Source organism: Sorangium sp. So ce128 (genome assembly GCF_051525245.1).
Classification (GTDB): domain Bacteria; phylum Myxococcota_A; class Polyangia; order Polyangiales; family Polyangiaceae; genus Sorangium; species Sorangium cellulosum_B.
The window spans coordinates 12,320,974-12,345,967 of the sequence record NZ_CP150313.1 but is presented as its reverse complement, the minus strand read 5'-3'; the positions used below and the strand labels follow the sequence as shown (position 1 = coordinate 12,345,967).

Genomic DNA, 24,994 nt, shown 5'->3' with positions numbered 1-24,994 from the left:
CTCCGCCAGCGCCACCATGGCCCGGGCGAGCCGCGCGGATCCAGAGTAGTATCGCTCGCCGCTATGAACCTCGACCCGAGCCGCATCCAGCGTGACATCGACGACCTCTCCCCGGATCTCCGCGAGATCGCCGCGCGCATCCACGCGAACCCCGAGCTCCGCTTCGAGGAGCACAGGGCTGCGGCCTGGCTCGCCGAGGCCGTCGAGAAGCGCGGCATCCAGGTCGAGCGGGGGCTCGCCGGCATGCCCACCTCGCTCCGCGCGCGCATCGGGCGCGGCGGGGGTCCCCACCTCGCCATCCTCGCCGAGTACGACGCGCTCCCGGAGATCGGCCACGCTTGCGGGCACAACCTGATCGCGGCGGGTGCGCTCGGCGCGTTCCTCGCGCTGGCGCGGCAGAAGGACGCCGTGGCCGGCACCATCGATCTGGTCGGGACGCCCGCCGAGGAGGGGGGCGGCGGCAAGATCAGGCTGCTCGAGGCGGGCGCCTTCGAGGGCGTCGACGCCGCGATGATGTTCCACCCGTTCGACCGCGACCTGCTCGCGCACGACACGCTGGCCAGCGCCTGGCTCGAGCTCCAGTTCCGCGGCAAGCCGTCGCACGCCGCGCTCGCGCCGTGGGACGGCAACAGCGCGCTCACGGCCTGCCTCGACACCTTCCGGCTGATCGACGGCCAGCGCGTCCACTTCCGCGACGGCGTGCGGGTGCACGGGTTCATCAAGAACGGCGGTCAGGCGGTCAACATCATCCCGGAGCTCGCCGTCGCCGAGTTCTCGGTCCGCGCCCTCGACACCGAGGAGCTCGCCCGCGTGCGGGCGATCGTGGAGCGCTGCGCCCGCGGCGCGGCCATGGCGAGCGGGTCCGAGCTCACGATCGTCGATCAGGGGGGCTACAAGAACATGGTCAACAACCGGAAGATGGCGCGCCGCTTCGGCGAGCACCTGCGCGCCCTCGGCCGCTCGCCGCTCGAGATGGACCCCGCCGTCGGCACCGGCTCGACCGACATGGGCGACGTGTCCCACGCGCTCCCCGCCATCCATCCGTGGATCGCGATCTGCGGCAAGGGAGAGACGACCTGCCACCAGCACGCGTTCGCCGCGCGCGCCGCGAGCCCCTCCGGCCAGGACTCGATGCTGATCGCCGCCAAGGCCATGGCGATGACGTGCGCGGATCTCCTGCTCGATCCCGAGCTGCGGCAGGGCGTGCGCGAGGAGTTCGCGCAGCGGAAGGCCGGGGCGAGCGCGCGCTAGTTCCCTCGGGGCTCCGCCCCGAACCCCGGCGTCCGCTTCGCGGCCGCCCTGTTTCTGCGCGTCAGCAATCCCTGGCGGGATTTCTGACGCGCAGAAACAGGCGCGTTCAGCCGTCGTCCTGAAGGGGGTTCCCGAGGTCGTCCATCAGCCCGGTCCCCCCCTCGATCGGGATCGCCCGCGCCAGGGCGACCCGCTCCAGCATCACCGACAGCGCGATCTTGTCTCCGACGTCCGGCAGCCAGGTGCGGGACCCATCCCAGAGATCGAGCCGGATGTTGCTCGCCGGCACGGTCCCGCTGACCGCCGCCGCGCCGCCGGCGCTCGCCTGCGCGGAGGGCACCGCCATCCGGTCGATCTGCGACCAGGCGAAGCGCCGCACGCGCGGCACGCCGAAGGTGAGCAGCTCGCGCAGCTCGATCCCTTCCGGGTGCACGACGACCCCCCGCATCTGCTCGCGCAGCACCATCGCCAGCGCGCTCGCGCACAGGACGATGGCGCACACGCTGGAGGAGACGAGCCGGTGGCGATCGCCCTCGACGACGTACTGGAAGATCCGGGAGCTCGAGGGAGCGTTCTGGCCGTAGAAGATCACCGCCGAGACGCCGAGGGCGAAGGTCAGGTAAAGCAGCGCCGGGAGGCGCTCCTTCAGCGGCGGCCCGAACGCGATGCGCTTCTCGGGCCTGTACGTCATGTCAAAGCCGGGAGGTCGGGAGGGACGCGCCATAGACTCCTAGTCTACACGGCGGGGGAGCCGACGCTTGGGTCCGCCCCCTCGACCGGGCCGCCTCGTGCCGGGCCGCGCCGCGCTCCCGGCGACCCACGTGCGGGCGAAGGGCTGAAACCCATTGCCGGGCGATGGCTGAACGGACATGAAGGGGCGTCCCGACGGCGTCCCGTCGGCCCCTCCTGGAGCCTTCCATGCACGATCGCTTCCTGCGCGCCTGCCGGCGAGAGCCGACCGATGTCACGCCCGTGTGGTTCATGCGCCAGGCCGGCCGGTACATGGCCGAGTACCGGGAGCTCAGGAAGAAGTACACGCTCCTCGAGATCTGCAAGACGCCCGAGCTCGCGCTCGAGGTGACGCTCCAGCCGCTGCGGCTCGGGATGGACGCGGCGATCCTCTTCGCGGACATCCTGCTGCCGCTCGAGCCGATGGGCGCCCCCTTCGAGTTCGCGAAGGGCGAGGGCCCGGTGATCCACGAGCCCGTGCGCGATCGGGCCGGCATCGAGCGGCTGCGGGTGTTCGAGCCCGAGGAGGGCCTCGGCTACGTGCTCGACGCCGTGCGCCTCATCCGCAAGGAGCTGGACGGCAAGACGCCGCTCATCGGCTTCGCCGGCGCGCCGTTCACCATGGCGAGCTACCTGGTCGAGGGGGGCAAGTCGAGCGACTACCGGCTCACGAAGCAGCTGATGTGGAGCGACCCCGAGGCGTGGTCGGCGCTGATGGGCAAGATCTCGGAGGTCGTCCGCCGCCTGTTGCGCGCTCAGGTCGCCGCGGGCGCCCAGGCGGTGCAGCTGTTCGACTCGTGGGTCGGCTCGCTCTCGATCGACGATTACCGCGAGCACGTGCAGCCGCACGTGCGGCACATCCTCCGCGACCTCGAGGCGACCGGGGTCCCGGTCATCCACTTCGGCACGAACACGGGGGCGCTCCTGGAGGCGCAGCGCGACGCCGGCGGCACGGTGATCGGCGTCGACTGGCGCACGCCCCTCGACAAGGCGTGGCAGCGCATCGGGTACGATCGTGCGGTGCAGGGCAACCTCGATCCGCTGCTGCTCTGCGCGCCGCGCGCCGTCGCCGAGCGCCGCGCGCGCGCGGTGCTCGCGGAGGCCGGCGGGCGCGCCGGGCACATCTTCAACCTCGGCCACGGCATCATCCCGGAGACGCCGGTCGATACGGTCAAGGCGGTCATCGATCTCGTCCACTCCATCCCGCGCGCGTCGCTCCAGGGCGAGCCGGATCGCTGACGCCGCGCATCGCGCCGCGGCGTCGACCGGGATCGCGCGGCGGGCGCCAGGCCGCGCCGGCGCATCGCGCCGCGCCGGCGCACCGCGCCGCGCCAGCGCATCGCGCCGCTGACCAGGATCGTGCGGCGAGGAGCGAGGCCGCGCCGCCGCCTGGCCCTGATGAAGAAGCCGCATCGGCGCCTCACCGTCGAGATCTCAGACCCCCTCCCGGGGTGATATGGTCCAGCCGCGAGCATGTGCGAGCTCCTCGGGATGGAGTGCAACGTCCCCACAGACATCGTCTTTTCGTTCAACGGCCTCCGGCACCGGGGCGGCCGCACCGGTCCCCACGCTGACGGTTGGGGCCTCGCGTTCTTCGAGGGGCGCGCCGCGCGCGTGTTCCTCGATCCGAGCCCCGCCGCGGAGAGCCCGCTGGCGCGATTCCTCAGCGAGACGCCCATCAAGACGCTGCTCGCGATCGGCCACATCCGGCGCCGTACCCGCGGCGACGTGCTTCTCGCCAACACGCACCCGTTCGTGCGCGAGCTCTGGGGACGCCACTGGGTCTTCGCGCACAACGGCACGCTCCCTCGCGTCCGGCGCCGCGCGCTGGGCCGCTTCAACCCCATCGGAACGACCGACAGCGAGCACGCCTTCTGTTACCTGCTGGAGGGCCTCCGCAGCTCGTTCCCCGGCTATCCGCGCCGGCCCAGCGAGCTCTGGGAAGCGATCGCGGCGCTCGGCGGCGAGCTCGGCCAGGACGGCACGTTCAACTTCCTGCTCGGCGACGGGCGCCACCTCTTCGCCCGCTGCGCAACCCGGCTCTGTCACATCATCCGCAAGGCCCCCTTCGGCATCGCGACGCTCCTGGACGACGATGTCCGCGTCGACTTCTCGGCCGTCACGACCCCGAAGGATCGGATCGCGGTGGTCGCGACGAGCCCGCTCACCGCGAACGAGACCTGGACCACGGGACGACCGGGCGAGCTCTGGGTATTCGACGGCGGCGAGCTGCGCGCGACGCTGTCGTCGCTCGCCTGACCGACGCGCCAGCGCGGTGTCCACCCCTCGCGCGCTGTCGTGCCGCGGCCTGGAGATGGGCACGGCAGCCTGAAAAGAAAAACGCCGCGACGGACCTGGGGGGGGAAGGTCTCCGCCGCGACGCAGGTCTATCCTACGCACCCTGTGTGCCAAGTCAACTAACCGGCACGCTGGCGGGGCCGCCGCGCGGTCGCGGCGCACGCGGTTCCGCTCCGTTCCGCTCCGTTCCGCGCCGCTTCACGCCGATCTGCTCGGCTTCGCTCGGTTCCGCTCCGGTGCAGCTCCGTTCCGTGCCGCTTCGCTCCGGTGCAGCTCCGTTCCGTGCCGCTTCGCTCCGTTCCGCTTCGCACGGTTCCGGTCCGCTGCGTTCCGCTTCGCTCAGTTCAGCGTTGTGATGCGCCATGGTTTTGAGGCAGAACTCACAGAGCCTCGTCCCCGCAGAACGCGGACATGCCAGGCGAACAGACACATCGTGTTCCAGCGAACCATTCTCTCCCTTGCCGGCTCAATCGCTCGCCGGACGGGTGGCGGCGCGCTCGGGAAACGCATAGAGAGACCCGCGTCCTCGGCAGCTCGGGCTGCACAAGAGGAAAGAGATGGGGCGTCAACTGCGATAGCAGCGCACAGCGCCCCACAAGGCGCATCGGCGAGCACCGGCGGTGCGGCGCCGCGTGAGCGGCGGCAAACGGCGGCGAGGGGCGGACGGCGTGCGGGGAACAAGCCGAGAACGTGGAAGGGCGCAACGAGCGCGACGAGCGCGACGGAGCGCAGAGGGCGACGTAGGCCCTTGTCGGGTCGGGAAGGCGGAGGAAGCACTGAAGACGGCTCCGCCCGGATGGCCGTCTTGACGGGAGTCGGGGCATGTCAGTACGCTTTGACGTTGGGCGAGCTAGGGCATATCGAACCGTTGCATCGCGACCGAAGAGCCACGCCCGGGTAGGTTCCGTCTCGGGAAGAGCTCGAACAATGTCGAGGCTAGGTCGCACGACGGGTTGGGCTGAGCGCGCGTGAGTGACTTCGACGAAAAGACTCGTGTAACGCAGGTGGTCCAGCCCCCACCGGGCGGCGGCAGCAAGAACACGACCGACTGCCTGGTCGTGATCTACACGAAGGAGCCCACGCTGCTCGGCAAGCGGTTCGTGCTGGAGAACAACCCGACGCGGGTCGGTCGCGGCGCGGACAACCACATCGTGCTCGACGGCGACTCCGTGTCACGAAGGCACGCCCATTTCGAGCAGCGGCCGAACGCCTGGATGGTCGTCGACGATGGGAGCACCAACGGGACGTACTGCAACGATGAGCAGATCTCCCGCGAGGTGGTGCTGAAGAACGGAGACCGGGTGAAGATCGGCCCCACGATCTTCAAGTTCCTGTCCGGCGCCGACGTGGAGGCGCAATACCACGAAGAGATCTACCGGATGACCATCATCGATGGTCTCACGCAGATCCACAACAAGCGCTACCTCTACGAGGCGCTCGAGCGCGAGATCATCCGCGGCCGCCGCCACGAGCGGGACCTCGCGATCCTCCTGTTCGACATCGACCACTTCAAGCGCATCAACGACGTCCACGGCCACCTGGCCGGCGACTTCGTGCTGAAGGAGGTCGCGCGCATCGTGCAGAGCCGCATTCGCCGCGACGAGGTCTTCGCGCGCTACGGCGGCGAGGAGTTCGCCATCATCCTGCCGGAGACGTCCATCGAGGGCGCGGCGGCCCTCGGCGAGACCCTGCGTCAAAAGGTCGCGGAGCACCTGTTCGTGTTCCAGGCCGACAGCATCCGCGTGACGATCAGCGTCGGCGTGGCGCTCCTCCAGGAGGGTGATCGCACCGCGAACGACCTCATCAAGCGCGCGGACGAGCGCCTCTACCACGCGAAGAACAGCGGAAGAAACCGGGTGTGCGCCTGAGCAGCCGCCCGCGGGCGCGCTAGGTTCCGGCGGAGGAAGGACGATGCCGAACAGCGATCTGCCGCTGCCGGCGGCGCCGGACGCGGGCAGCGGCGCGGAGCTGCCCGCGATCCTGTCGACGCCGCCTGGTCCCCTGTCGCGGAGCGCCCTCGAGCGCCTCGAGCGCGTCGAGTGCCCGGCGTTCGGCCGGCGGCGCGAGGCGCGGGCGCAGAAGAGCGGCGCCGACATGCTGCCGATCGTGCTGTCGCACGGGCGCGGCGCGAACGTCTGCGACGTCGACGGGAACCGCTACGTCGACCTGTGCGCCGGCTTCGGCGCGCTGCTGCTCGGCCACTCGGCGGCGCCGGTGCGGCGCGCGGCGGAGGAGCAGCTGTCGCGGCTGACCCTCGCGCTCGGCGACGTGTACTCGGCCGACGTGAAGATCGCCCTGCTGGAGCGCCTCGCGGCGCTGCACCCCGGACCCTCGCCCATGGCGCTGCTCGGCCAGAGCGGCAGCGACGCGATCACCGCGGCCGTCAAGACGGCGGCGCTCTCGACGGGACGGCCGGGGCTCGTCGCGTTCGAGGGCGCGTACCACGGGCTCGGGTACGCGCCGCTCGCGGCGTGCGGGCTGCGCGAGAGCTACCGGTCGCCCTTCGCGGAGCAGCTCAACCGGCGCGTGACGTTCGCGCCCTACCCGCGCGACGAGGCGGGCGCCGCGCGCTCGGTCGACGCCGTCGAGCTCGCGCTGCGCGGGGGCGACGTCGGCGCGGTCCTCCTCGAGCCGATCCTCGGGCGGGGCGGCTGCGTCGTCCCGCCCGACGCGTTCCTGCGCGCGGTCTGCGAAGCGGCGCACCGGCACGGGGCGCTCGTGATCGCGGACGAGATCTGGACCGGCCTCGGTCGCTCGGGGGCGATGACGCGGACGGGAGAGCTCGGGGCGCCGGTCGATATCCTCTGCTTCGGCAAGGGGCTCGGCGGCGGGCTGCCCATCTCCGCGTGCGTGGCGCCCGAGCCGATCATGCGGGCGTGGGCGCGCGAGGGCGAGGTGGTCCACACGTCGACGCACTCCGGATCGCCCCTCGCGTCGAGCGCCGCGCTCGCGACGCTCGACGCCCTCGACGAAGGTCGGCTGGCCGCGCGCTCGCGCGACGTGGGCGCTCGCTTCCAGGCGATGCTGCGAGAGGCGCTCCCGCGCAGGGCAGGCGTCGTCGACGTGCGGGGCGCGGGGCTCATGGTCGGCGTCGAGCTCGAGAGCGCCGAGCTGGGGCTCCGGGCCATGCGCGGGATGCTGGCCGAAGGGTACCTGGTCCTCACGGGCGGGGTGCGCGGCGAGACGCTGACGCTGACGCCGGCGCTCACCATCCCCGAGCCGCTGCTCTCGGCCGCGGCCGGCGCGCTCGCGCGCGTGTTGACGGCCTAGCGCGCGAGCGGAGCAGGACGCGCGTGCTATCCCGGTGCCCGTGGGACCGATAGACCAGAGCGAGGCGCTGCACCGCCGCGCGCGGGCGTTCATCGAGGCGGCGGCGCTCGGCGTGGACAGGGCGGGCTCGACAGGCGCCGGCCGAGCGGCGGCCGCCTCTCCTCCGCAGGACCAGGGCGAGCGCGGGGCGCTCCCGGAGACCTTCGATGCGCTCGCGATCGCCCTCGCCCGGCACCAGGCCGCGCATTGCGCGCCGGTGGCCCGCCTCTTCGAGGCGCGCGGCGCGGACGTCGCCGCGATGGATCACGCGGCGCAGATCCCCGCTGTGCCGTGCGACGTGTTCCGGTTCGCGCGCGTCGCGGCCCACCCGCCGGAGGCGGACGAGCGCGTCTTCCGCACGAGCGGAACCTCCCTCGGCGCGGCGTCCCGCGGCGAGCACCCGTTCCGCACGACCGCCACGTACGAGCTGGCCGCGCTCGCGTGGGGGGAGCGCCTGCTGTGGCCCGACGGCGCGCGGCTCCGGGCGATCGTCCTCGCGCCGCCGCTCCACGAGGCGCCGGACTCGTCGCTCGGGTTCATGATCGACCGCTTCGCCGCGCGCCTCTCGGGGCCGGCGAGCTGGCACGTTCGCGGCGGCGAGCTCGACGCCGCGGGGTTCGCCCGCGCGTGCGCCGAGGCGCGCGCCTCGGGAGAGCCGGCGCTCGTGCTCGGCACGTCGTTCGCCTTCGTGCACCTGATCGAGCACCTGATCGAGGCGCGGCTGCCCGAGGGCGCGGCGCGGCTGCCCGAAGGGAGCCGGGTCATGCAGACCGGCGGCTACAAGGGCCGCTCGCGCGAGGTGCCCGCGGAGGAGCTGCGGGCGTCCATCGCGCGGGCGCTGGGGGTTCCCCTCTCGCACGTGGTGAGCGAGTACGGCATGACCGAGCTCTCCAGCCAGCTCTACGAGGGCACGCTCGCGGCGGCGCTCGCCGGCGCACCGGGCGCGGCGCCGGGGCTGTACCTCGCGCCTCCCTGGACGCGCGTCACCGCGGCGGACCCCGAGACGCTCGCGCCGCTCCCTGCCGGGGCGATCGGGCTCGCGCGGATCGTCGATCTCGCGAATGTCGACTCGGCGGTCGCCATCCAGACCGCCGACCGCGTGCGCGTCACCGCGGAGGGCGTCGAGCTCCTGGGCCGCGCGTCCGGGGCGCCGCCGCGCGGCTGCTCGATCGCGATGGACCAGATGCTCGGCGGCGGGCCGTGATGATGGACGACGGCGCGGCGCGGCGCCTCCGGGTCGAGCGCGCGGTCGCCGCGGCGGCGCGGATCGCGGACGCGCGCGATCCGCTGGGCGAGGAGGCGCGCCAGCGGTTGCCTTCCACGAGCGGCCTCTCGCCCGAGGGCGTGGAGCTCGCGCTCGACCGCCACCTCGAGGTCGCGCCGAGCGACGGCGAGCTCGACGCGCTCGTGGCGTCCTCGGGGCGCGCGCGCCGCTGCCACGTGGTCCTGGCGGCCAACGTCTGCACGGCGCCGCTGCGGGCCATCGCCGTCGCGACGGCCACAGCGCCGGAGGTCTTCGTGCGCCCGTCCCGCCGCGATCCCGTCGTCGCGGAGCTCCTCGTGCGCGCGCTGCAGGCGGACGGAGGCTTCCGCCGCGCCGGCGGGGCCATCGCGCTTGTCGCGGACATCACGCTCGGGGACGCCGGGGCGGCGGCCGGCGAGCGGGCTCCCGGGGATCTGCCGCACGCCGAGCTGCACGTCTACGGCTCGGACCAGACCGTGGCGACGCTGCGGGCCCAGGCCGGCCCGGGCGTGCTCGTGCGCGGGCACGGCGCCGGCCTGGGGCTCGCCGTCGTCGGCCTGGACGCGAACCTCGTCGAGGCGGCGCGGGACATCGCTGCGGACGTCGTGCCGTTCGATCAGCGCGGCTGCCTGTCGCCGCGCTTCGCGCTGGTGGAAGGCCCGGCCGAGCGCGCGGAGGCGCTCGCGCGCGGCCTGCACGAGGCGCTCGAGGAGGCGGGCGCGCGCGTCCCGCGCGGGCCGCTCGACGGCGCCGCCCGCGCGGAGGTCACCATGTACCGGGCCACGCTCGACGCCGTGGGCTCGTTCTGGGAAGGTCGAGGACACGGGGTCGGCCTGGATCCGGCGCCGCGATCGCTTCTGCTGCCGCCGGCGGCGCGCGTCGTCCACGTGGCGGCGAGCAGCGCCGAGGCCGCTCCGGCGCTGCTCGCGCCGATCCACGGCGCGATCACCGCGATCGGCGCGGGCGGAGGCGGGATGCTCGCGCGCGCGGCGGCCGCGGCTGCCCCGCGCGCCCGGCTCTCCGCGCTCGGGCGGATGCAGCGCCCGCCCCTCGACGGCCCCGTCGATCTGCGGACGGCCTGACGTCCAGCTGCCCGCGCTGGCGGCTCGCAGCGAGCGCGCACGTCGCGCGGCCACGCCGTCCAGACCGCGACACGATCGGGACGTGGTGGGAGCAAGGTGCGCTCGAGCGACGGTGTGTGATAGCGATCATGGCATGTCGTCGCGCACCGATCCGAAGGCGACCCATCCGCCCACGGAGCTCGAAGCGATCGCGAGCCCGTCGGCGACGCCGTCCGGCGTGGAGGGCTCACGGGACAGCCTCGTGAACCGCGCGCTGGACGAGCTCCGCCCCGACGAGGAGGACGCGTCCCTCTCGAGCGATCCGGCCGGCAGCTCGGCCCGCGTCGCGAACGCCGACGATGAGGGCGCGCCGCCGTCGGTCGCCTCCGCGAGGATCCAGGTGCGCCGCGACGAGCGCCTGGATCTCGTGATCGAGTACCTGGCCTTCGTGGCGAAGCCGATGCCGCTGTCGCTCCTCCTCGACGAGGCGCCGCAGCGGATCGCCGCGATCCTCGGCGCCGACGTGGCCTCGCTGTACCTCCTCGAGGGCGACGGCGACGAGCTGGTGCTGCGCGGCAACGTCGGCTTTCCGCGCGAGGCGCGCGGCACGGTGCGGCTCTCGGTCGGGCAGGGCATCACGGGCATGGCGGTCGAGTGCCTGCGGCCGATCTCGGTCGTCCAGGCGACCGAGCACGAGCGCTATCGAGCGTTCCCTGAGCTCCGTGAAGAGCGCTTCCCGGTCTTCCTCGCGGCGCCCATCCTCGGCAGCGGCCGCCCGCTCGGCGCCCTCGTCGTGCAACGGGCGGGCGATCGCGCCTTCACGGCGCGGGACGTCGAGCTCGTCATGGCGCTGACCGCTCCGATCGCGGCCGGCGCTCGCCACGCGCAGGTGCTCGACGAGCTGCGCGAGCGGCGGCGGCGCACGGGCGGTGGCACGCGCAAGGTCACGCTGCCGGGGTTGCCCGTCGTCGCCGGGCGCGCGCTCGGCGCCATCGCGGCCCTGCGGCGGCCGGCGACCTCATCGCTCGGCGCGCGGCAGGGCAGCGGCGATCCGAAGCTCCTGCGGCTCGCGTTCGACATCGCGGAGAAGGCGCTCCTCGACCTCAACGCCCGCGCAGCGAAGCGAGGGCTCGCGCAGGAGGCGGCGTTCCTCTCGACCTACCTCCTGATGATCGGCGACGGCCGCCTGCGCGCGCGCGCCTTCGAGCTCGCGGCCAGCGGGCGCAACGTCGCGCAGGCGCTCGGGACGGTCGCTCGCGAGGTGGCGCGGGCCGCCAACGGGATCGTCGGTGACCCGTTCCTGCAGGATCGCGCCCGTGACATCGAGGATCTCTGCGATGCGATCCTGATGCTGGCGACCCCGGATGCCCGGGCCGAGCTCCCGTCGAAGGCGGTCCTCGTGGGAGACCAGCTGACGGTCTTCGACCTCTTGATCTCCGCCCGGGCCCACCCGGTGGGCGTCGCGCTCAGCGACCGGTCCGGGCCGCGCTCGCTCGTGCTTCTCCAGCTGCTCGGCGTGCCGTCGATCGTGGATGTGGCGGGGGCGTTCCGCTGGGCGTCGCCAGGAGACGTCGCGCTCCTCGACGCGGACCACGGCTTCCTGGTGATCAACCCGTCCCGGGCCGAGGTCGCGACCGTTCGCGCGGCGCGACGCAAGGGACCCGCGTCGCCGGAACCCGACGAAGACGACGACGAAGAGGACGAGCCGGCGAACTGAGCACTGGCCGGGGCCAGTGCTCGCGGCTCAGCTGCCGGACCGCGCGGCGGCGGCCGGCTCGGCCGGCGTTCCCTGGGCGCTCTGCAGCTCCTTCTTGGCGCGCCAGTTTGCCAGGCGCTTCGTATCGCGACGCTTCTTCTTGGCTCTCACTGCGGGCTTCTGCGGCATGGCCGGCGGTATAGTCGCTCGAGGCCCTCGAGGGAACCCCGTACCTCACGCCGCCCCCTGTTCAGGCCACGGGGCGTTGACGCCCCACGGCGACCGCCCCATGACCGCTGCTCCGATGAACGTCCGTCTCGTACACGAGTTCCGCTTCGAGGCCGCCCACCGCCTTCCCAAGGTGCCGCAGGGGCACAAGTGCGCGCGCCTCCACGGTCACAGCTTCAAGGTCGAGGTCGCGATCCGCGGCCCGGTGAACGAGGAGACGGGGTGGTTCATCGATTACAGCCACCTCTACGAGGCCTGGGCTCCCCTCCACGACCTGCTCGATCACCACTACCTGAACGAGGTCCCCGGGCTGGAGAACCCGACGAGCGAGGTGCTCGCACGGTGGATCTGGACCCGCCTCGCGCCGTCGCTGCCGTCCTTGAACCGGGTCACCATCTTCGAGACCTGCGACGCCCGCTGCGAGTACGAGGGCGACTAGGTCGATGAAGACGCTCGTCTGCCGCTGCGAGGACGTCACGCTGCACGAGCTCGAGGCCGCGATGGATCGCGGCTACAAGGACATCGAGTCCGTCAAGCGCTACACGGGCTTCGGCACCGGCTGGTGCCAGGGCAAGTGGTGCCTCGCGCTCTGCGCGCGGCTCATCGAGGAGCGCGGGGGCGACGCCCGGAAGCCGATCACCCCGCGGCCGCCGTACCACCCGGTCTCGCTCGCGGCGCTCGCCGGGCTCGACGAGCTCGGCCTCCGCGGCGGCGGGCGCGAGCGCTAGCCGCGCTCGCTGGCCGCGCTCCGCGCGATCAGCGCCCTGGCCCGATCGTCGACCGTGATCAGACGAGGGGGCGCCGAGCGCTCGCGCACCCGACGTTCACGGTCAGCTCGAAGACCCCTTCGGACCAGTACTTCGAGACCGCGTGGTGCAGGTACTTGAGCATCGAGTCGATGATCTGCGGCTCGACGTCGAGCATCGCCGTCGACTCCGGGATCACCATCAACCTCGAGATGGGATCCTCGAGGAACTCACGCCCGCTCTCGAACGACACGGCGATGAGCTGGACGTCGACCTCGACCTCGTCGAGCCCCGCGCCCTCGATCTCCTCGGCGATGGTCTCGATCGTGGGGCGGCTGACGGCGGCGGCGTCCACCGCGGCGCCGAGCTCCGAGAGGTCTTGCTTGAGCGCGCACTCCCGCGCGATGTCCGCGATCTCCGGGAACGAACCGCGCAACGGCAGCGCGATGAGCGCCTGGCCGCCGGGGACAAGGACCCGGCGCAGCTCGGCGAGGAGCTGCGCCCGCTCGCTCGGACGGCAGACCGGGTGCAGCGTGAACGCGTGGGAGAAGCTCGCGTCCGGCAGCGGCGTCGGAAGGGCGTCGGCGACCACGTAGCTCGCGTTCATCCCAGAGAACAGCGCGGCCTTGTCGCGCGCGAGCTCGAGCGCGGCGGCGGAGCCGTCGACGCCCACGAGGGTCGCGCCGGGCAGCTTGTCGGCCACGATCGCGTCGGGGAAGCCGCTCCTGCAGCCGAGGTGGACGATGCGCGCCGCCTCGGAGGGCAGCAGCATCTCGACCGCCAGCGAGGCGAAGAACGAGAGGTAGCGCGGGACGACCGCGTGCTCGAACAACACGGCGTCCGCCGCGCTCAGCGGCGGGCCGATCATCAGGCGACCCCGTCCTCCTCGTCGTCGTAGGGCGCGAGGAGGCTGAGCGCCTCTTCGGCGAGCTCGCCGATCGTGACCTCCGACGTCGCGTCGTCGCCGCCGTCGTCCGCGAGCTCGACCGTGCGCTTGTCGTCGAGCAGCGGCTGGATGAGCGGCGCATGCGCCGGGTCACCGATCTCGACCAGCGTCTCGATCGCCGCCGCGACCGCGTCCGGATCCTTGTGGCCCAGGAACTGGCTGAGCAGCTTCGGCACGCCCGGCTCCGGCACCTCGGCGATGAGGTACGGCAGCTCCGGGAGCGCCGACGAGCCCACCGGCAGCCGCTTCAGCGCGCGCTCGATCGCCTGCGCGACCTCCTTGAACCGATCGTAGGCCAGCGTTTCGATCTCCTCGCCCGCGGCCTGCCGCGCCTCGGGGTGCTCCGACGCGAGCACATCGATGAGCGCGTCGAGCGCGCGCGGCCCCTCGTGCTCGCCGAGCAGCGACGCGATACGCACCAGCCGGAGCGCCGCCTCGTCCTCGTCGTTCTCGCGCGTCGCGGCCGCGATCGCGTCCGTGAGGACATCCAGCAGCCCATCGCCGGGCATGGCCGTCAGGTCGTCGTGGAGCCGGCGAGCCGTGCGCTCCGCGTCGAACAGCTTGTTCAGGGTCGTCTCGATGGCTTGACGATTTTGCACGAAGAGGAGCTATCAACAGCGCGTCGCCTCCGCAAGCCGGCAGGCAACAAGGGCCTGTTCCTCGCGAATTCCCGTCCACGGCGGGCGCGGCCGCGCGTGCCCGGCGCCGCCCACGCCGGGGCCGCCGCGCGCAGGCCGGGCGGGACGAGCGCGCCGCCGCTGCATCGAGCTCGCCCGCCGCGCGCGATGCGGTAGACCGTTCATGGCATGCGTGTGTCCGGCTCATTGCAAGCCCGCCCGGCGAGGGCAGCGGTCTCCCCTTCCCCGCTGGTGCGCGGCGCCGCGGCGTCGGCGCTGGTCCTCGCGCTCGGCGGCATCGACGATCCCGAGCCGCCGCCGCCCGCGGTCGTCCCTCCGGCGGCCGCGGCGCGCGGCGCCGCGGGCGCGGCGGCGCTCTGCGGCCCGCGCACCGTGCCGGAGGGCGCCGCCTGCGTCCCGCTGCCTGCTCCGGGCGCGCCGCTCCCCGAAGGCGGCGCTGCGGCGCTTTCTGACCCTGCCGGTGCGCGCCCCGCCAGAGCGGGCACGCGCAGCCAGGCCCCCGAGCACATCCCCCGCCGCCCGGAACGTCCGGCGAGCGCCGCCGCGTACACGTTCCCGATCGGCGCGCCGGACGCGCCGCCGGGGTTCCTCCTTGTCGAGGACGCTCCAGCCGGGGCGGGCGCGCTGCCTGCAGCGGGCTCCATCGTCGCGATCGGCGCGGCGCGGCCCGAGCCGCCGTCGTGGATCGGCGGGATCGACATCGCCGCGACGCGCGGCGAGCGGGTGGCGGCGCTCAGGCTCGAGGGCCAGGAGGGGAAGGCCGAGGTCGTCTTCGTCGGCGCGCTGTCCGGGATCACGGTGGCCACGGCGCACGACGTGCGCGAGGCGCGCGACGTGGATCGCGTGCGCAGGTACCTCCTGCTCCATGGCCACCTCGATCGCCCTGGCCCCGGCGTCGTGGCGGGCGCGCGCCTCGAGGCGGGCGACGTGGTCGGGTACGCCGGCGAGACGGGCAGCCCGGGCCTCGTCCGGCTGCGCCTCGAGGCGCGGCAGATCCGCGAGGGCGCGCGCATCGAAGAGCCCGATCCGAAGCGCATCACCGACGCCGCGGTGACGGTGCCTTGCGACCTCCGCAACGTCCTGCCGCTCCGTCAGGGAGCGAGCTTGTAACCGAAGCCGTAGACCGTGAGGATGTGCTCCGGCTTGTCGGGCGAGCGCTCGATCTTCTTGCGCAGCTTGACGATGAAGTTGTCGACCGTGCGGTTCGACGGCCCGGCCTCGATCCCCCAGATCTTCTGGAGGATCTCCTCGCGCGAGACCGGCTGGCCCACGCGCTCGTGCAGCAGGCGAAGGAGCTCGACCTCGTAGAACGACAGCTGATCCGAGCGCGAGCCCCGCGAGACCGTGTGCGCGGTCATGTTGATCTGCACGTTGCCGATGGAGAACACCTCGACGGGCGCCTCGGCCGGCCGGGCGGCGCGGCGGAAGAGGGCGCGCAGGCGGGCGATGAGCTCGCCCACGCTGAACGGCTTGGTCACGTAGTCGTCGGCGCCCGCGTCGAGGCCGCGGATCTTGTCGATCTCCTGGCCGCGGGCCGTCAGCATGATGATCGGCACGAACGCGTCCCAGCGCCGCAGATCCTCGCAGACCTTGAAGCCATTGGTGTCGGGGAGCATGAGGTCGAGGAGGATGGCGTCCGGCTTCTCCTGCCGCGCGAGCAGCACGCCGTCCTTCCCCTTCGAGGCCGACGCCACCGAGAAGCCCTCGAACTCGAGGGCGTCCGTCAGCCCCAGCACGATGTGGGGCTCGTCCTCGATGATGAGAATCTTCTTCCGTGCCACCACGACGGAGTCCGGTCTTAGCACAAAACTGGGCAGGTCCCTCCCGGCGCTCCGCCGGCCGGCTCGCTGGAGCCGCTCCGGGGCCACAAAAGCGCCGCGGGGCGCGACCTCACGATCGCACCCCGCGCGCCGGGCTCAATCAGACGCTAGCTGACGCTAGCTGACGCTAGCTGACGGCCGCTGACGTCGCCTACTCGCCGGAGCAGGTGATGAACAGCGTGGCCCCTTGCTGGGCTTCGCCCTGGCCCGTGAAACGGATCTTGCGCTGCTCGGTCGACGGGCAGTCGGCCACGATAGCGGCATCGCCGAGCCGGATCGACGGGTCGACGTAGCACCACCCATGCACGTCGATGTCATCGCTGACGTTGGTCCTGCACGCGACGGCCCCGTCGCCCTCGAGCTGCTGGATCTCGCACACGCAGTCCCAGCCGGACGCCTTCGCGATGTCGAGCGAGAGCACCTCGTCCTTCGCCGCCGTATGAGCACCCGTCACGTCGAGGCGCCCCGGCGTCCTCGGATCCGCGCAGTTGCACTGGCCCTGCGAGTTGCGCGCCTCGAGGATCAGGCAGGAGACCTGCTGGTCCGTGTCCGGCGTCAAGGTGCGCGGCAGGCACTGGCCGCCGAGCACCGTCTTCAGGCGGTCGATGATGGCGCCGATCGCCGGCCGGTAGCCGTAGTCGGCCGCGCCGGGGTCGTTGAGCTGGCCCGGGCACACCGAGCCGACGATGCCCTGGGGGCCGAGCTCCCGGATGAGCTGCAGCTCGCGGAGGCCCGGGTAGGCCTTCGCCTTGATCTGCGTCGTCGACCTGGGCGCCGGATCCTCCTGATCGTTCCCCGCTTCAGGCCTGCACAGCGGGTTGTCGGTCGCCTGACCCCCCACCGCTCTGCAGTCGCAGCTCTGAGCCGTCCCGTCGCAGGTCTTCACCGCGTCCACGGGGAGATCGAAGATGCAGGCATACTGGAGGTCCCCCGTGCTGTCCGGCGGGATCGTGTACTCGCGGCCGTTGATGAGGTTCCAGCCCGTCTCCTGCGGCCCGACGATCGCATCGCCCGTGATCGGGTTCATGCCCGAGCGAGGCTTCATCGACTCGATCATGAAGGGATCCTTCGGCGCCTGGTACTTCGCGGGATCGCCGAGGATGAGCTCCCAGGTGCTGGCGGCGCCGGCCACGGGCGCGCTGAGCTCGTCGGAGTTCTTGAACCCACCGACCGGCTCGCCGTCCTGGTTGAGGCCGTTCAGCAGGTCGGGCTGGCCTTGCGCGTTCTGACGCGCGATGTCGTGCCACGGCACGCCGACGATACCGGCGAAGAAGACGAGCCCGGGATCGCGGACGTTGGAGTCGAGGTCGTCCGGGTTCGGATCGCTGAAGATCGGGTTCGGGACCAGCTCGCCCCTGCGGTTCGGGATCTGCGCCTCGGTGAAGGCGCGCCGATAGCGGTCGATCGGATAGAGGAAGTCGAAGCCGAACCGGCGCTTCTGATCCCAGCAGCGAGAGTTGACGGGGTCCTCCTCCTTGGTCAGCTGGGCGGTGTTGCCGTCCGTGCCCATGCACGCCTCATCCTTGGGGCAGTCGTCCTGTCTCTGGCTGCACGACCTGCAGCACTTGTTGCCCGGATCGGTGGCGCACTCGGTGCGCGGCCGCCACAGGCGGAAGCCTGTGGTCTCTGCCACGAGGTAGTTCTTGCCCTCCTCGCGGATCGAGCAGTCGTTCTCGTCGGTGAGCATGACGATCGCGAGGAGCGAGCTCGGCCGCAGGAAGTCGGCGCGCTGCCTCTTGACGTCGGCATCCTCGCCGGTGACGACGATGTTTTCGGTGGCCGGGTCAACGCTGATCGCCGCGTAGGGTTCCGGGTCGACGAGGAAGCGGTACACGCTCTCGAGCTGCGCCTCGAAGCCGCAGCCGGTCTGCCCCGTACCTTGGACCATCGCGGTGAGCTGCCCGACCAGCGACGTGTTGTTGAGGTCGGCGTTCGAATCGGCGGTGATATCCGCCTCGCCGTCGTTCGGATCCGGCGTCTCCGGCTCGCCGTCGAGCTTCTGATCCGGGTCCCAGGCCAGGAAGCCCAGGTTGAGGTAGGTCGGGATGTCGTTGACGTCGGAGTTCTCGTCGGTGCGCGCGAGGAGGTGCGCCATGTCCACGTTCGAGGCGCTCGTCGTCCGCTGGCAGGCGCCCGACCCGTGGCCGCCGAGGCTCGAGCTGATGATGCCGATGTGGATGTCCTTGACCGGCTCGAACTCACGCTTGTGATCCTGCGGACAGGGCGTGTTGGGCGAGGCGACCGTGGTCGCCATCGTGCCGTCCTTGTGGATGCAGCGCGGGTTGACGAGACCCTGGACGAGGTCGGGGATCGCGAGGGCGAGGATGGCCTGCTTGTCGGCCATCGAACCCGAGTTGTCGATCGCCAGGAGGAGGTCGATCTTGTCGACCGAGCTCTGCGTCAGCCGCTCGACGATCGTCGACGTCGACCGGGGCTTGTTCTCGGCGATGGGGCGGCTCAGACATCCGAAGGCGCTGCCTGTGCCCGCGATCAGCAGGCCCGCCATGGCGAACCTCACCGCGCCCCTCCACGGGCGCCTGCTCTCACGCTCTATCCGCGTCATATTCGACTTTCCTTTCGACCACCGATCCAGTTGCGCGGCGGTCAAGCCACCGAAAAGGCCCGCCGTCCACGGGCCCATGACCGACTTCCGCAGGCGATCCACGGCTCGACGGGAGCCCGATGCTAGGGACCCGACCGGAAGGCTGTCAATTCGACCCGGCCGGCCCCGCTCGACCCCGCGAAGGGGTCCCGTAGCAAACGAGATGCCGCCGCCGCAGACCCGTGCCCTCCATGCCCCGCGCGCCGCCGCGACGTCAACCTGATTGCGCGACAGCCAACGCAGTAGGCGACCCGCCCCTCAACCTGGGTCGACCTGGCTCCTCCGACCTGGTCCTCAACCTGGGTCGGCCAATAAGGAAAGTTCACTCATCACTGTATTGCAAACCACCCCTTCACGGGTCGCGGGAGCCCAGCCTCCATCGCGCGCGACCGGCGGTCGTGGGAGGCCCAACCTCGGTCGGCTGGGAGGCCCCAACCTCGGTCGGCTGGGAAGCCCAACCTCGGTCGGCCGCGGCGCCGCAACCCAACCTCGGTCGATGCGCGGAGCTGGGTGGGTCGCCGGGGAGCTGGGTGGGTCGCGGGCCCGGCGCCGGTGGGGTTTGCCGCTTCCCAGCAGAGCCGAGTTGTGGTCAGTGCCCGGGCATGTTGCGCGTCGCCCTCGCCATGGTCCCGGAGGTACGGCAGCTGCTCACCGAGGATCCGGCGCAGCTCTCCGACCTGCTGGACGAGATCCACGACGAGGACCTCGCCGACCTCATCGGCCTGCTGGACGACGCCGAAGCGGCGAAGGTCCTGATGGCGCTCAGGGCCGAGGAGGCCGCGCCCATCTTCGAGCGCCTCGACGGCGAGACCCAGGAGGCGCTCGTCGAGCAGATGGGCATCGAGAGCATCGCGCCGATCGTCTCCGAGATGGCGGCCGACGACCGCACGGACCTCATCGAGGCCCTCCCGGACCAGGTCAGCGGCACGCTGCTCTCCACGCTTGAGAAGGTCGACCCCGAGGCGGCGGCCGAGGTCGAGGAGCTCGCCAAGTGGCCCGAGGACAGCGCCGGCGGCCTCATGACCACCGACTACGTGTCGGTGGGCATCCACCTCACGGTCGCCGACGTGATCGAGCGCATCCGCGCCGTCGGTGAGGACGCCGAGACGATCTACTACGTGTACATCGTCTCCGATCGCGGGCACCTCATCGGCGTCGTGTCGCTGCGCGATCTGCTGCTCGCCTCGCCGTCCGAGAAGCTCGCGGACGTGATGACCGAGAACGTCTTCGCCGTCAGCCCCGAGACCGACCAGGAAGAGGTCGCGCGGACCATGGCCAAGTACGACTTCAACGCGCTGCCCGTGCTCTCCGCGGACCGCAAGCTGCTCGGCGTCATCACCGTCGACGACGTGATGGACGTCCTCACGGAGGAGCAGTCCGAGGACATGCAGCGGCTCGGCGCGGTCGGCCCCATGGAGGACAGCTACTTCAAGACGAGCTTCTGGACGTTCATCCAGAAGCGAGCCCCGTGGCTCGCCGTGCTGTTCGTCGGCGAGTTCATGACCGGCGAGGTGCTCCGGCGTTTCGAGCACGAGCTCGAGGCCGTCGCGACGCTCGCCTACTACGTGCCCCTGCTCATCTCCACGGGCGGCAACTCCGGCTCGCAGTCGTCGTCGCTCATCATCCGCGGCCTCGCCGTCGGCGACGTGCGCGTCGGCGACTGGGCGAGCGTCCTCGTCCGCGAGCTCGGGCAGGCGGTCGTGCTCGGCCTTATCCTCTCCGCCATCGGCATGCTCCGCGTCTGGCTCTGGGGCGACGGCACCGGCTTCGTCCTGACGATCGGCGCGACGCTGATGGCGATCGTCCTCATGGGCTGCACCGTCGGCGCCATGCTCCCCCTCCTGCTCCGGCGCCTCGGCCTCGATCCGGCGACCAGCTCCACGCCGTTCATCGCGAGCCTCGTGGACGTCCTGGGGATCCTCCTCTACTTCACGATCGCCCGGCTCTTCCTGGCCGACCTCCTCGCGCAAGCCGGAGCGGGCGGGTGAGCGGAATCACGCGGAATTGCGCGGAGCCTGGCGGAATCGGACGGCCATCGGACGGCCATCGGACGGCCATCGGACGGCGATCGAGCGACGCCGCGCCGCCCGTGCCGAGGCCCACGCCGGTCCCGCCGCGCGGGCGCGCCGCGTGCTTTTCGGCGCGCCACGACCCTTGACGCGTCGGCCCCCATGGGGGAGTGAAGCAGGCGACGTTCGTTCAGCGCAGCGTGCGCTGAGAGCCCCTCCTAGGGAAGGAGTGACGATGGCCGAAGGCTTGAATCGCGTAATGCTGCTCGGCAACCTGGGCGCCGACCCAGAGCTCCGGTTCACCCAGGGGGGTCAGGCCGTCTTGAACCTGCGGCTCGCGACGACCGAGTCGTACCTGGACCGCGACAAGGTCCGGAAAGAACGGACGGACTGGCACAATGTCGTGATCTGGGGCAAGCGCGCCGAGGCCTTGGGCAAGATCCTCAGCAAGGGTTCCTCGATCTTCATCGAGGGCTCGCTCCGCACGTCGAGCTACGACGACCGGGATGGCAACAAGCGCTACAAGACCGAGGTGATCGCGAACAACGTCCTGCTGACGGGCGGGGGCCGCGGTCGCGGCGCTGTCGGCGATGACGCAGGCGCGTTCGGCGCTGATCCCGGCGGTGGCTACAGCGGCGGTGGCGGTGGCTACAGCGGCGGTGGCGGCGGCGGTGGTGGCGGCGGCGGCGGTTACAGCGGCGGCGGCGGCGGCGGCCGCCCGGCGGGTGGCGGCTACAACCGCGGCGGCGGCGGTCGCCCCGCGCCGGCTGCGCAGGATCCCGGTCCTCCGCCCGATGATTTCGGCGGCGGCGGTTACGGCGGCGGCGGCAACGACGACGACATCCCGTTCTGATCGCTCCCCCTGCCCGGTCGAGTCATCAGCCTGGCGTACGCCTCTCTCTTCAACATCTCGCATCCACGCGATAGGCCCTCTCCGAGGGCCGGGCAGCTCTCCACGAGCCCCTCTTCCCCGTCCTAGGGCCGCGGCCGCGGCCGCCGCGCCAGCAGGAGGGTCACCCCCGCCGCCGCGAGCACGCCGAGCGCCGCGGTCATGGCGAGGGGCTGCTCCGCGGCGAGGAAGATCGTCCGCACGAGCAGTCCCGGCTCAGGTGGCGCCACGAACACGCCCTCGAACGCGGTCGCGCCGAGCAGCGCGCCGCACCGAGCGCCCGTCCCCTGCGCAGGCTCCAGGCAGGCCAGGCTGCAGAGCGCCGCGTCGTGCTCGCTCCCGGCGAAGCCGAGCACGTGCTGCCCGCGGATCACCACCGCGCGCGCGCCAGCCCTCCCGGCTCCCTCGAACGCCTGCTCGAACCGATGCGACTGCGCGTGGATCGGCCCTGCCTCCCACCGCTCGATCGCTATCCCGAGGCCACCCCGCACGAGCCCCGAGGCCCGATCGAGCACGAGCTCCTCCAGGCCGGTCACCCATTGCCGCGACGGGGCCGTCACGCACACCGCGCGCAGCGAGAGCCCGTCCGCCTCGACGCCCCGCAGGAGCGTCACCTTCGCGCCCGCGATCGCGGAGACGTCGATCGCGGGAAGCGCCTCCTCCGGCGCGCCGCTCGCCCCGGCCGGCAACACAAGGCGCAACCCGAGGCCCGGCGCCACGCCGTGGAGCTCAGACGCGCTCGAGCTCATCCATCAGCGCGATCACCTCGGTCCGGATCTCGACGAGGGCCGTGCGCATCCGCTGCACCTCCTCGTGGCTCGCGCCCGCGTCCGGCGTCGGCGGCTCGATGCCGCCCTCGCGCAGCTTGCGCCGCGCGCCCGCGATCGTGAAGCGGTGCGAGTAGAGCAGCTCCTTGACCTTGAGGAGCGTCTCGACGTCGCGCCGGCTGTAGACCCGCTGCCCCTTCGCCGACTTCTGCGGGCGGATGGAGCGGAACTCGGTCTCCCAGTACCGGAGCACGTGCGGCTCGACCCCCACGATGCCGGCCACCTCGCCGATCCGGTAGTACAGCTTCGCCGGAAGCTGCGCGCGCACCGCCAAGCAGTCTACTCCTCGGCCGCCGAGGCCGTCTCACGCGGGTTGAGGGCCTGCTTCAAGATCTGGCTCGCCTTGAAGTTCAGGACCCGGCGCTCCGTGATCAGGATGGGGTCGCCGGTCTGGGGGTTGCGACCCTGCCGCTGGCGCTTGTCGCGCAGCACGAAGTTGCCGAATCCAGAGATCTTGATCTTCTCCCCGCGACCCAGGGTTTCCTTCATGGTCTCGAACACGAGGTCCACCAGATCGGCAGATTCCTTCTTCGAGAACCCCCCAAGGCGGGAGTAGACCGCCTGAACGATTTCGGCTTTCGTCATGACACCCCCATCGCCCTTGCAGAAGGGGGGGACGCGCCGCAACCCCTGAAGACCGTTCAGGAAGCCGCGTGCGGTCCCCCGACCGGCCTGGAGGGCAGAATGCCAGCGTGCGTCGGTAAGGTCTAGGGGGTTACGCAGGCTTCGCCCGATGTGCACCAGGCACGCTTCGTGGAGCCCCCCGAGCAACGCAGCGCTCGGAGCGAACCTGCGACCCCACGAGCAGCGCCCCACACCTCGCACCCTCGATCCGGCGGCCAGGAATCCGGCAGGCTCACCGGCGCGACCACGGGCGCAGGATGGGCTCGGCGGCGACGATCCGCTCAGACGGCAAGATCGCCGAGGTGGCGTTCCTTCGTCGACTGCCGGGACCAGGCGCCGACGACGGCCGCCTCGCTCGGCCGCGCGTCGCTCCAGCCGACGACCGGCGCGCTCGATGCCACATCGCGGCGGCGCACGATCTGCTCCTGGATGACCAGGAACGCCACGTAGAGGTAGCCGACGGCGAAGAGCACCGCGAACGGCGTGGCGAAGTAGTGCCCCGTCTCCACGGACGCGACCACCGCGCCGCACGACAGCACCGCGAGCATCGCCTCGGTGATCGGCAGGTCCGTGCGGACCTTGTACCGGCCCTTGTTGTCGCCCTGCTTCGGCGTCCGGACGAACTCGCCGGACATGCTGCGGAGCCCCTCGATCACGGCCTTCGACAGGTACGGCGCGAGCCCCGTCCCGAGCGCGATGAGCATCGGCAGGCGCCTGACCGCGCCCCAGCGCGAGCGGCCCTGCGCCGTCTCGGCCAGCATGTAGAACGCCGCGAGCGACCCCGTCGTCGCCGTGCAGAGCGGCAGATCGATGGCGATCATCGTCAGCGTGTCGGCCGCGGGGAACAGGACGAGCGCCGGCAGCAAGAGGATGCTCAGCAGCACCAGCAGCGGGTAGGCGAAGTGCGGCGTGAGGTGGAAGAACGCCTCGATCCGCTGCCCGAGCGAGAGCTTGGCGCTCAGCACGGTCGCCATCAGCTTGCGCGCCGTCTGCACCGTCCCCTTGGCCCAGCGGTACTGCTGCGCGCGCAGCGCCGAGATGTCCTCGGGGAGCTCCGCGGGCGAGACGACATCCTCGCGGTAGATGAAGCGGTAGCCCGCGAGCTGCGCCCTGTACGACAGGTCGAGGTCCTCGGTCAGCGTGTCGTGCTGCCAGCCGCCCGCCTCGCGGATGGCGTCCTTGCGCCACATCCCCCCGGTGCCGGAGAAGTTGAACAGGAGGCCCGCGCCGAAGCGCGCGCGGTTCTCGACGAGGTGGTGGCCGTCGAGCATGAGCGCCTGCACCTGCGTGAGGATCGAGACGTCGCGGTTCAGGTGGCCCCACCGCGTCTGCACCATGCCGACCGTCGGGTCCTCGAAGTGGCCGACGATGGACCGCACGAAGTCCGGCTGCGGGATGAAGTCGGCGTCGAAGATCGCGACCAGCTCGCCCTTCGCGATCTTGAGCCCCGCGTCGAGCGCCCCCGCCTTGTAGCCGACGCGGTCCACGCGGTGCAGGTACACCGCGTCGAGGCCCAGCGCGCGCAGCCGCTCGACGTGCGCGCGGACGAGGCCCTGCGTCTCGTCCGTCGAGTCGTCGAGCACCTGGATCTCCAGCTTGTCGCGCGGGTAGTCCATCTTCGCGACGGCATCGAGCAGCCGCGCCGCGACCGTCGACTCGTTGAAGAGCGGGAGCTGGATCGTCACCGGCGGGAGGTCGCGATCGGTCAGGGCCGCGACCTCCTGCGCGCGGGTGATCTTGGCGCGGTTCAGGCGACAGAGGACCACGAGATGCAGCCGGTGCAGGCCGTAGGCGCTGAGGCCGAGCAGCACGCCGAAGTAGAGGACACAGAGCAGCAGGGAGAGCATCGCGAGCACCTACCGCCGGCGGGTTGCCGTGCAGCCGTGGGACCGGGCGAGAACGCCGCTCTCCACCCCTGCAGGCGCCGGCAGACAACGAACGCGTACCATCCGCTGGATCCGAAGTTGTCAGGCACTTGTAATTCGTTGCAACTCTCTGTCGCGAGGTCCGCAAAGTTGACTTCGGCCCGAGTCGCTCTCCGCGGGAAATGACAATCACCGACAATCCCGCTTCGCCCG

General features: G+C 71.8%; 23 protein-coding genes. 13 read left to right on the top strand and 10 right to left on the bottom strand.

The window, feature by feature from the left end; all coding sequences use genetic code 11:
• The first annotated feature begins 63 nt into the window (after positions 1-63).
• Positions 64-1,251, top strand: coding sequence for a M20 family metallopeptidase (locus WME82_RS46770; protein ID WP_438040612.1), 1,188 nt, complete (start codon positions 64-66; stop codon positions 1,249-1,251).
• A 106-nt stretch (positions 1,252-1,357) separates the two neighbouring features.
• Here WME82_RS46770 and WME82_RS46765 read toward each other — a convergent pair whose 3' ends face one another.
• Entirely contained in the window at positions 1,358-1,942 is a 585-nt protein-coding gene (locus WME82_RS46765) for a hypothetical protein (RefSeq protein ID WP_437742903.1), read from the bottom strand.
• A 227-nt stretch (positions 1,943-2,169) separates the two neighbouring features.
• Between WME82_RS46765 and hemE the strand changes: the two genes are divergently transcribed.
• From hemE to WME82_RS46730, 7 genes are all read left to right on the top strand, one after another.
• Positions 2,170-3,219 carry a uroporphyrinogen decarboxylase gene (gene hemE, locus WME82_RS46760; RefSeq protein ID WP_437547498.1) on the top strand — a complete coding sequence of 350 codons (1,050 nt, stop codon included), beginning with the start codon at positions 2,170-2,172 and terminating at the stop codon, positions 3,217-3,219.
• 234 nt (positions 3,220-3,453) lie between these two features.
• The gene (locus WME82_RS46755) at positions 3,454-4,239 is read left to right on the top strand and encodes a class II glutamine amidotransferase (RefSeq protein WP_272096333.1); all 786 of its coding nucleotides are present in this window, start codon (positions 3,454-3,456) and stop codon (positions 4,237-4,239) included.
• A 1,007-nt stretch (positions 4,240-5,246) separates the two neighbouring features.
• Entirely contained in the window at positions 5,247-6,146 is a 900-nt protein-coding gene (locus WME82_RS46750; protein WP_437742902.1) for a diguanylate cyclase, read from the top strand.
• 43 nt (positions 6,147-6,189) lie between these two features.
• The gene (locus tag WME82_RS46745; RefSeq protein ID WP_437742901.1) at positions 6,190-7,548 is read left to right on the top strand and encodes an aspartate aminotransferase family protein; all 1,359 of its coding nucleotides are present in this window, start codon (positions 6,190-6,192) and stop codon (positions 7,546-7,548) included.
• A 40-nt stretch (positions 7,549-7,588) separates the two neighbouring features.
• Positions 7,589-8,791 (top strand): acyl-protein synthetase, encoded by a 1,203-nt coding sequence (locus WME82_RS46740; RefSeq protein WP_438040611.1) that lies wholly within the window; start codon positions 7,589-7,591, stop codon positions 8,789-8,791.
• A complete protein-coding gene (locus tag WME82_RS46735; protein ID WP_438045000.1) occupies positions 8,791-9,912 on the top strand; it encodes an acyl-CoA reductase in 1,122 nt (373 codons plus the stop codon). The genes WME82_RS46740 and WME82_RS46735 overlap by 1 nt, the downstream gene beginning before the upstream one ends.
• Before the next feature lie 133 nt (positions 9,913-10,045).
• Positions 10,046-11,608, top strand: a complete 1,563-nt coding sequence (locus WME82_RS46730; RefSeq protein ID WP_437742899.1) for a GAF domain-containing protein — start codon at positions 10,046-10,048, stop codon at positions 11,606-11,608.
• Positions 11,609-11,635: 27 nt separating this feature from the next.
• Here the strand turns inward: WME82_RS46730 and WME82_RS46725 are convergent, their stop codons facing one another.
• Positions 11,636-11,776: a hypothetical protein gene (locus WME82_RS46725; RefSeq protein WP_012241230.1), complete on the bottom strand. Its 141-nt coding sequence runs from the start codon at positions 11,774-11,776 to the stop codon at positions 11,636-11,638.
• A 115-nt stretch (positions 11,777-11,891) separates the two neighbouring features.
• Here WME82_RS46725 and queD point away from each other — a divergent pair, with 115 nt between their 5' ends.
• Together queD and WME82_RS46715 are read left to right on the top strand one after the other, a co-directional pair.
• Positions 11,892-12,254 carry a 6-carboxytetrahydropterin synthase QueD gene (queD, locus tag WME82_RS46720; RefSeq protein WP_012241229.1) on the top strand — a complete coding sequence of 121 codons (363 nt, stop codon included), beginning with the start codon at positions 11,892-11,894 and terminating at the stop codon, positions 12,252-12,254.
• A 4-nt stretch (positions 12,255-12,258) separates the two neighbouring features.
• Positions 12,259-12,543: a (2Fe-2S)-binding protein gene (locus tag WME82_RS46715; RefSeq protein ID WP_272096324.1), complete on the top strand. Its 285-nt coding sequence runs from the start codon at positions 12,259-12,261 to the stop codon at positions 12,541-12,543.
• A 58-nt stretch (positions 12,544-12,601) separates the two neighbouring features.
• Here the strand turns inward: WME82_RS46715 and WME82_RS46710 are convergent, their stop codons facing one another.
• Together WME82_RS46710 and WME82_RS46705 are read right to left on the bottom strand one after the other, a co-directional pair.
• Positions 12,602-13,429, bottom strand: coding sequence for a class I SAM-dependent methyltransferase (locus WME82_RS46710; protein ID WP_438040610.1), 828 nt, complete (start codon positions 13,427-13,429; stop codon positions 12,602-12,604).
• Positions 13,429-14,106, bottom strand: coding sequence for a HEAT repeat domain-containing protein (locus tag WME82_RS46705; RefSeq protein ID WP_437713732.1), 678 nt, complete (start codon positions 14,104-14,106; stop codon positions 13,429-13,431). The genes WME82_RS46710 and WME82_RS46705 overlap by 1 nt, the downstream gene beginning before the upstream one ends.
• 207 nt (positions 14,107-14,313) lie before the next feature.
• Between WME82_RS46705 and WME82_RS46700 the strand changes: the two genes are divergently transcribed.
• Positions 14,314-15,255: a M23 family metallopeptidase gene (locus WME82_RS46700; RefSeq protein ID WP_438040609.1), complete on the top strand. Its 942-nt coding sequence runs from the start codon at positions 14,314-14,316 to the stop codon at positions 15,253-15,255.
• On the opposite strand, the gene WME82_RS46695 is transcribed toward WME82_RS46700, so the two are convergent.
• Entirely contained in the window at positions 15,237-15,926 is a 690-nt protein-coding gene (locus tag WME82_RS46695) for a response regulator transcription factor (protein ID WP_437713728.1), read from the bottom strand. The two genes, WME82_RS46700 and WME82_RS46695, sit on opposite strands and share 19 nt — an antisense overlap.
• A gap of 190 nt (positions 15,927-16,116) precedes the next feature.
• Complete coding sequence (locus tag WME82_RS46690; RefSeq protein WP_438040608.1) at positions 16,117-18,471, bottom strand: hypothetical protein; 2,355 nt, start codon at positions 18,469-18,471, stop codon at positions 16,117-16,119.
• Between the two features lie 698 nt (positions 18,472-19,169).
• Between WME82_RS46690 and mgtE the strand changes: the two genes are divergently transcribed.
• A complete protein-coding gene (mgtE, locus tag WME82_RS46685; protein WP_437742894.1) occupies positions 19,170-20,555 on the top strand; it encodes a magnesium transporter in 1,386 nt (461 codons plus the stop codon).
• Between the two features lie 256 nt (positions 20,556-20,811).
• On the top strand, positions 20,812-21,429 hold the full coding sequence (locus tag WME82_RS46680; RefSeq protein ID WP_437854874.1) for a single-stranded DNA-binding protein: 618 nt from the start codon (positions 20,812-20,814) through the stop codon (positions 21,427-21,429).
• Positions 21,430-21,551: 122 nt separating this feature from the next.
• On the opposite strand, the gene WME82_RS46675 is transcribed toward WME82_RS46680, so the two are convergent.
• The 4 genes from WME82_RS46675 to WME82_RS46660 all read right to left on the bottom strand — a co-directional run bounded on the left by WME82_RS46675 (position 21,552) and on the right by WME82_RS46660 (position 24,763).
• On the bottom strand, positions 21,552-22,214 hold the full coding sequence (locus tag WME82_RS46675) for a hypothetical protein (protein ID WP_438040607.1): 663 nt from the start codon (positions 22,212-22,214) through the stop codon (positions 21,552-21,554).
• Entirely contained in the window at positions 22,195-22,560 is a 366-nt protein-coding gene (locus WME82_RS46670) for a MerR family transcriptional regulator (protein ID WP_437742891.1), read from the bottom strand. Before WME82_RS46670 ends, WME82_RS46675 begins: the two co-directional genes overlap by 20 nt.
• A gap of 11 nt (positions 22,561-22,571) precedes the next feature.
• Complete coding sequence (locus WME82_RS46665; protein WP_012241218.1) at positions 22,572-22,877, bottom strand: integration host factor subunit alpha; 306 nt, start codon at positions 22,875-22,877, stop codon at positions 22,572-22,574.
• Positions 22,878-23,197: 320 nt separating this feature from the next.
• On the bottom strand, positions 23,198-24,763 hold the full coding sequence (locus WME82_RS46660) for a glycosyltransferase family 2 protein (protein WP_438040606.1): 1,566 nt from the start codon (positions 24,761-24,763) through the stop codon (positions 23,198-23,200).
• Positions 24,764-24,994 lie beyond the last annotated feature (231 nt).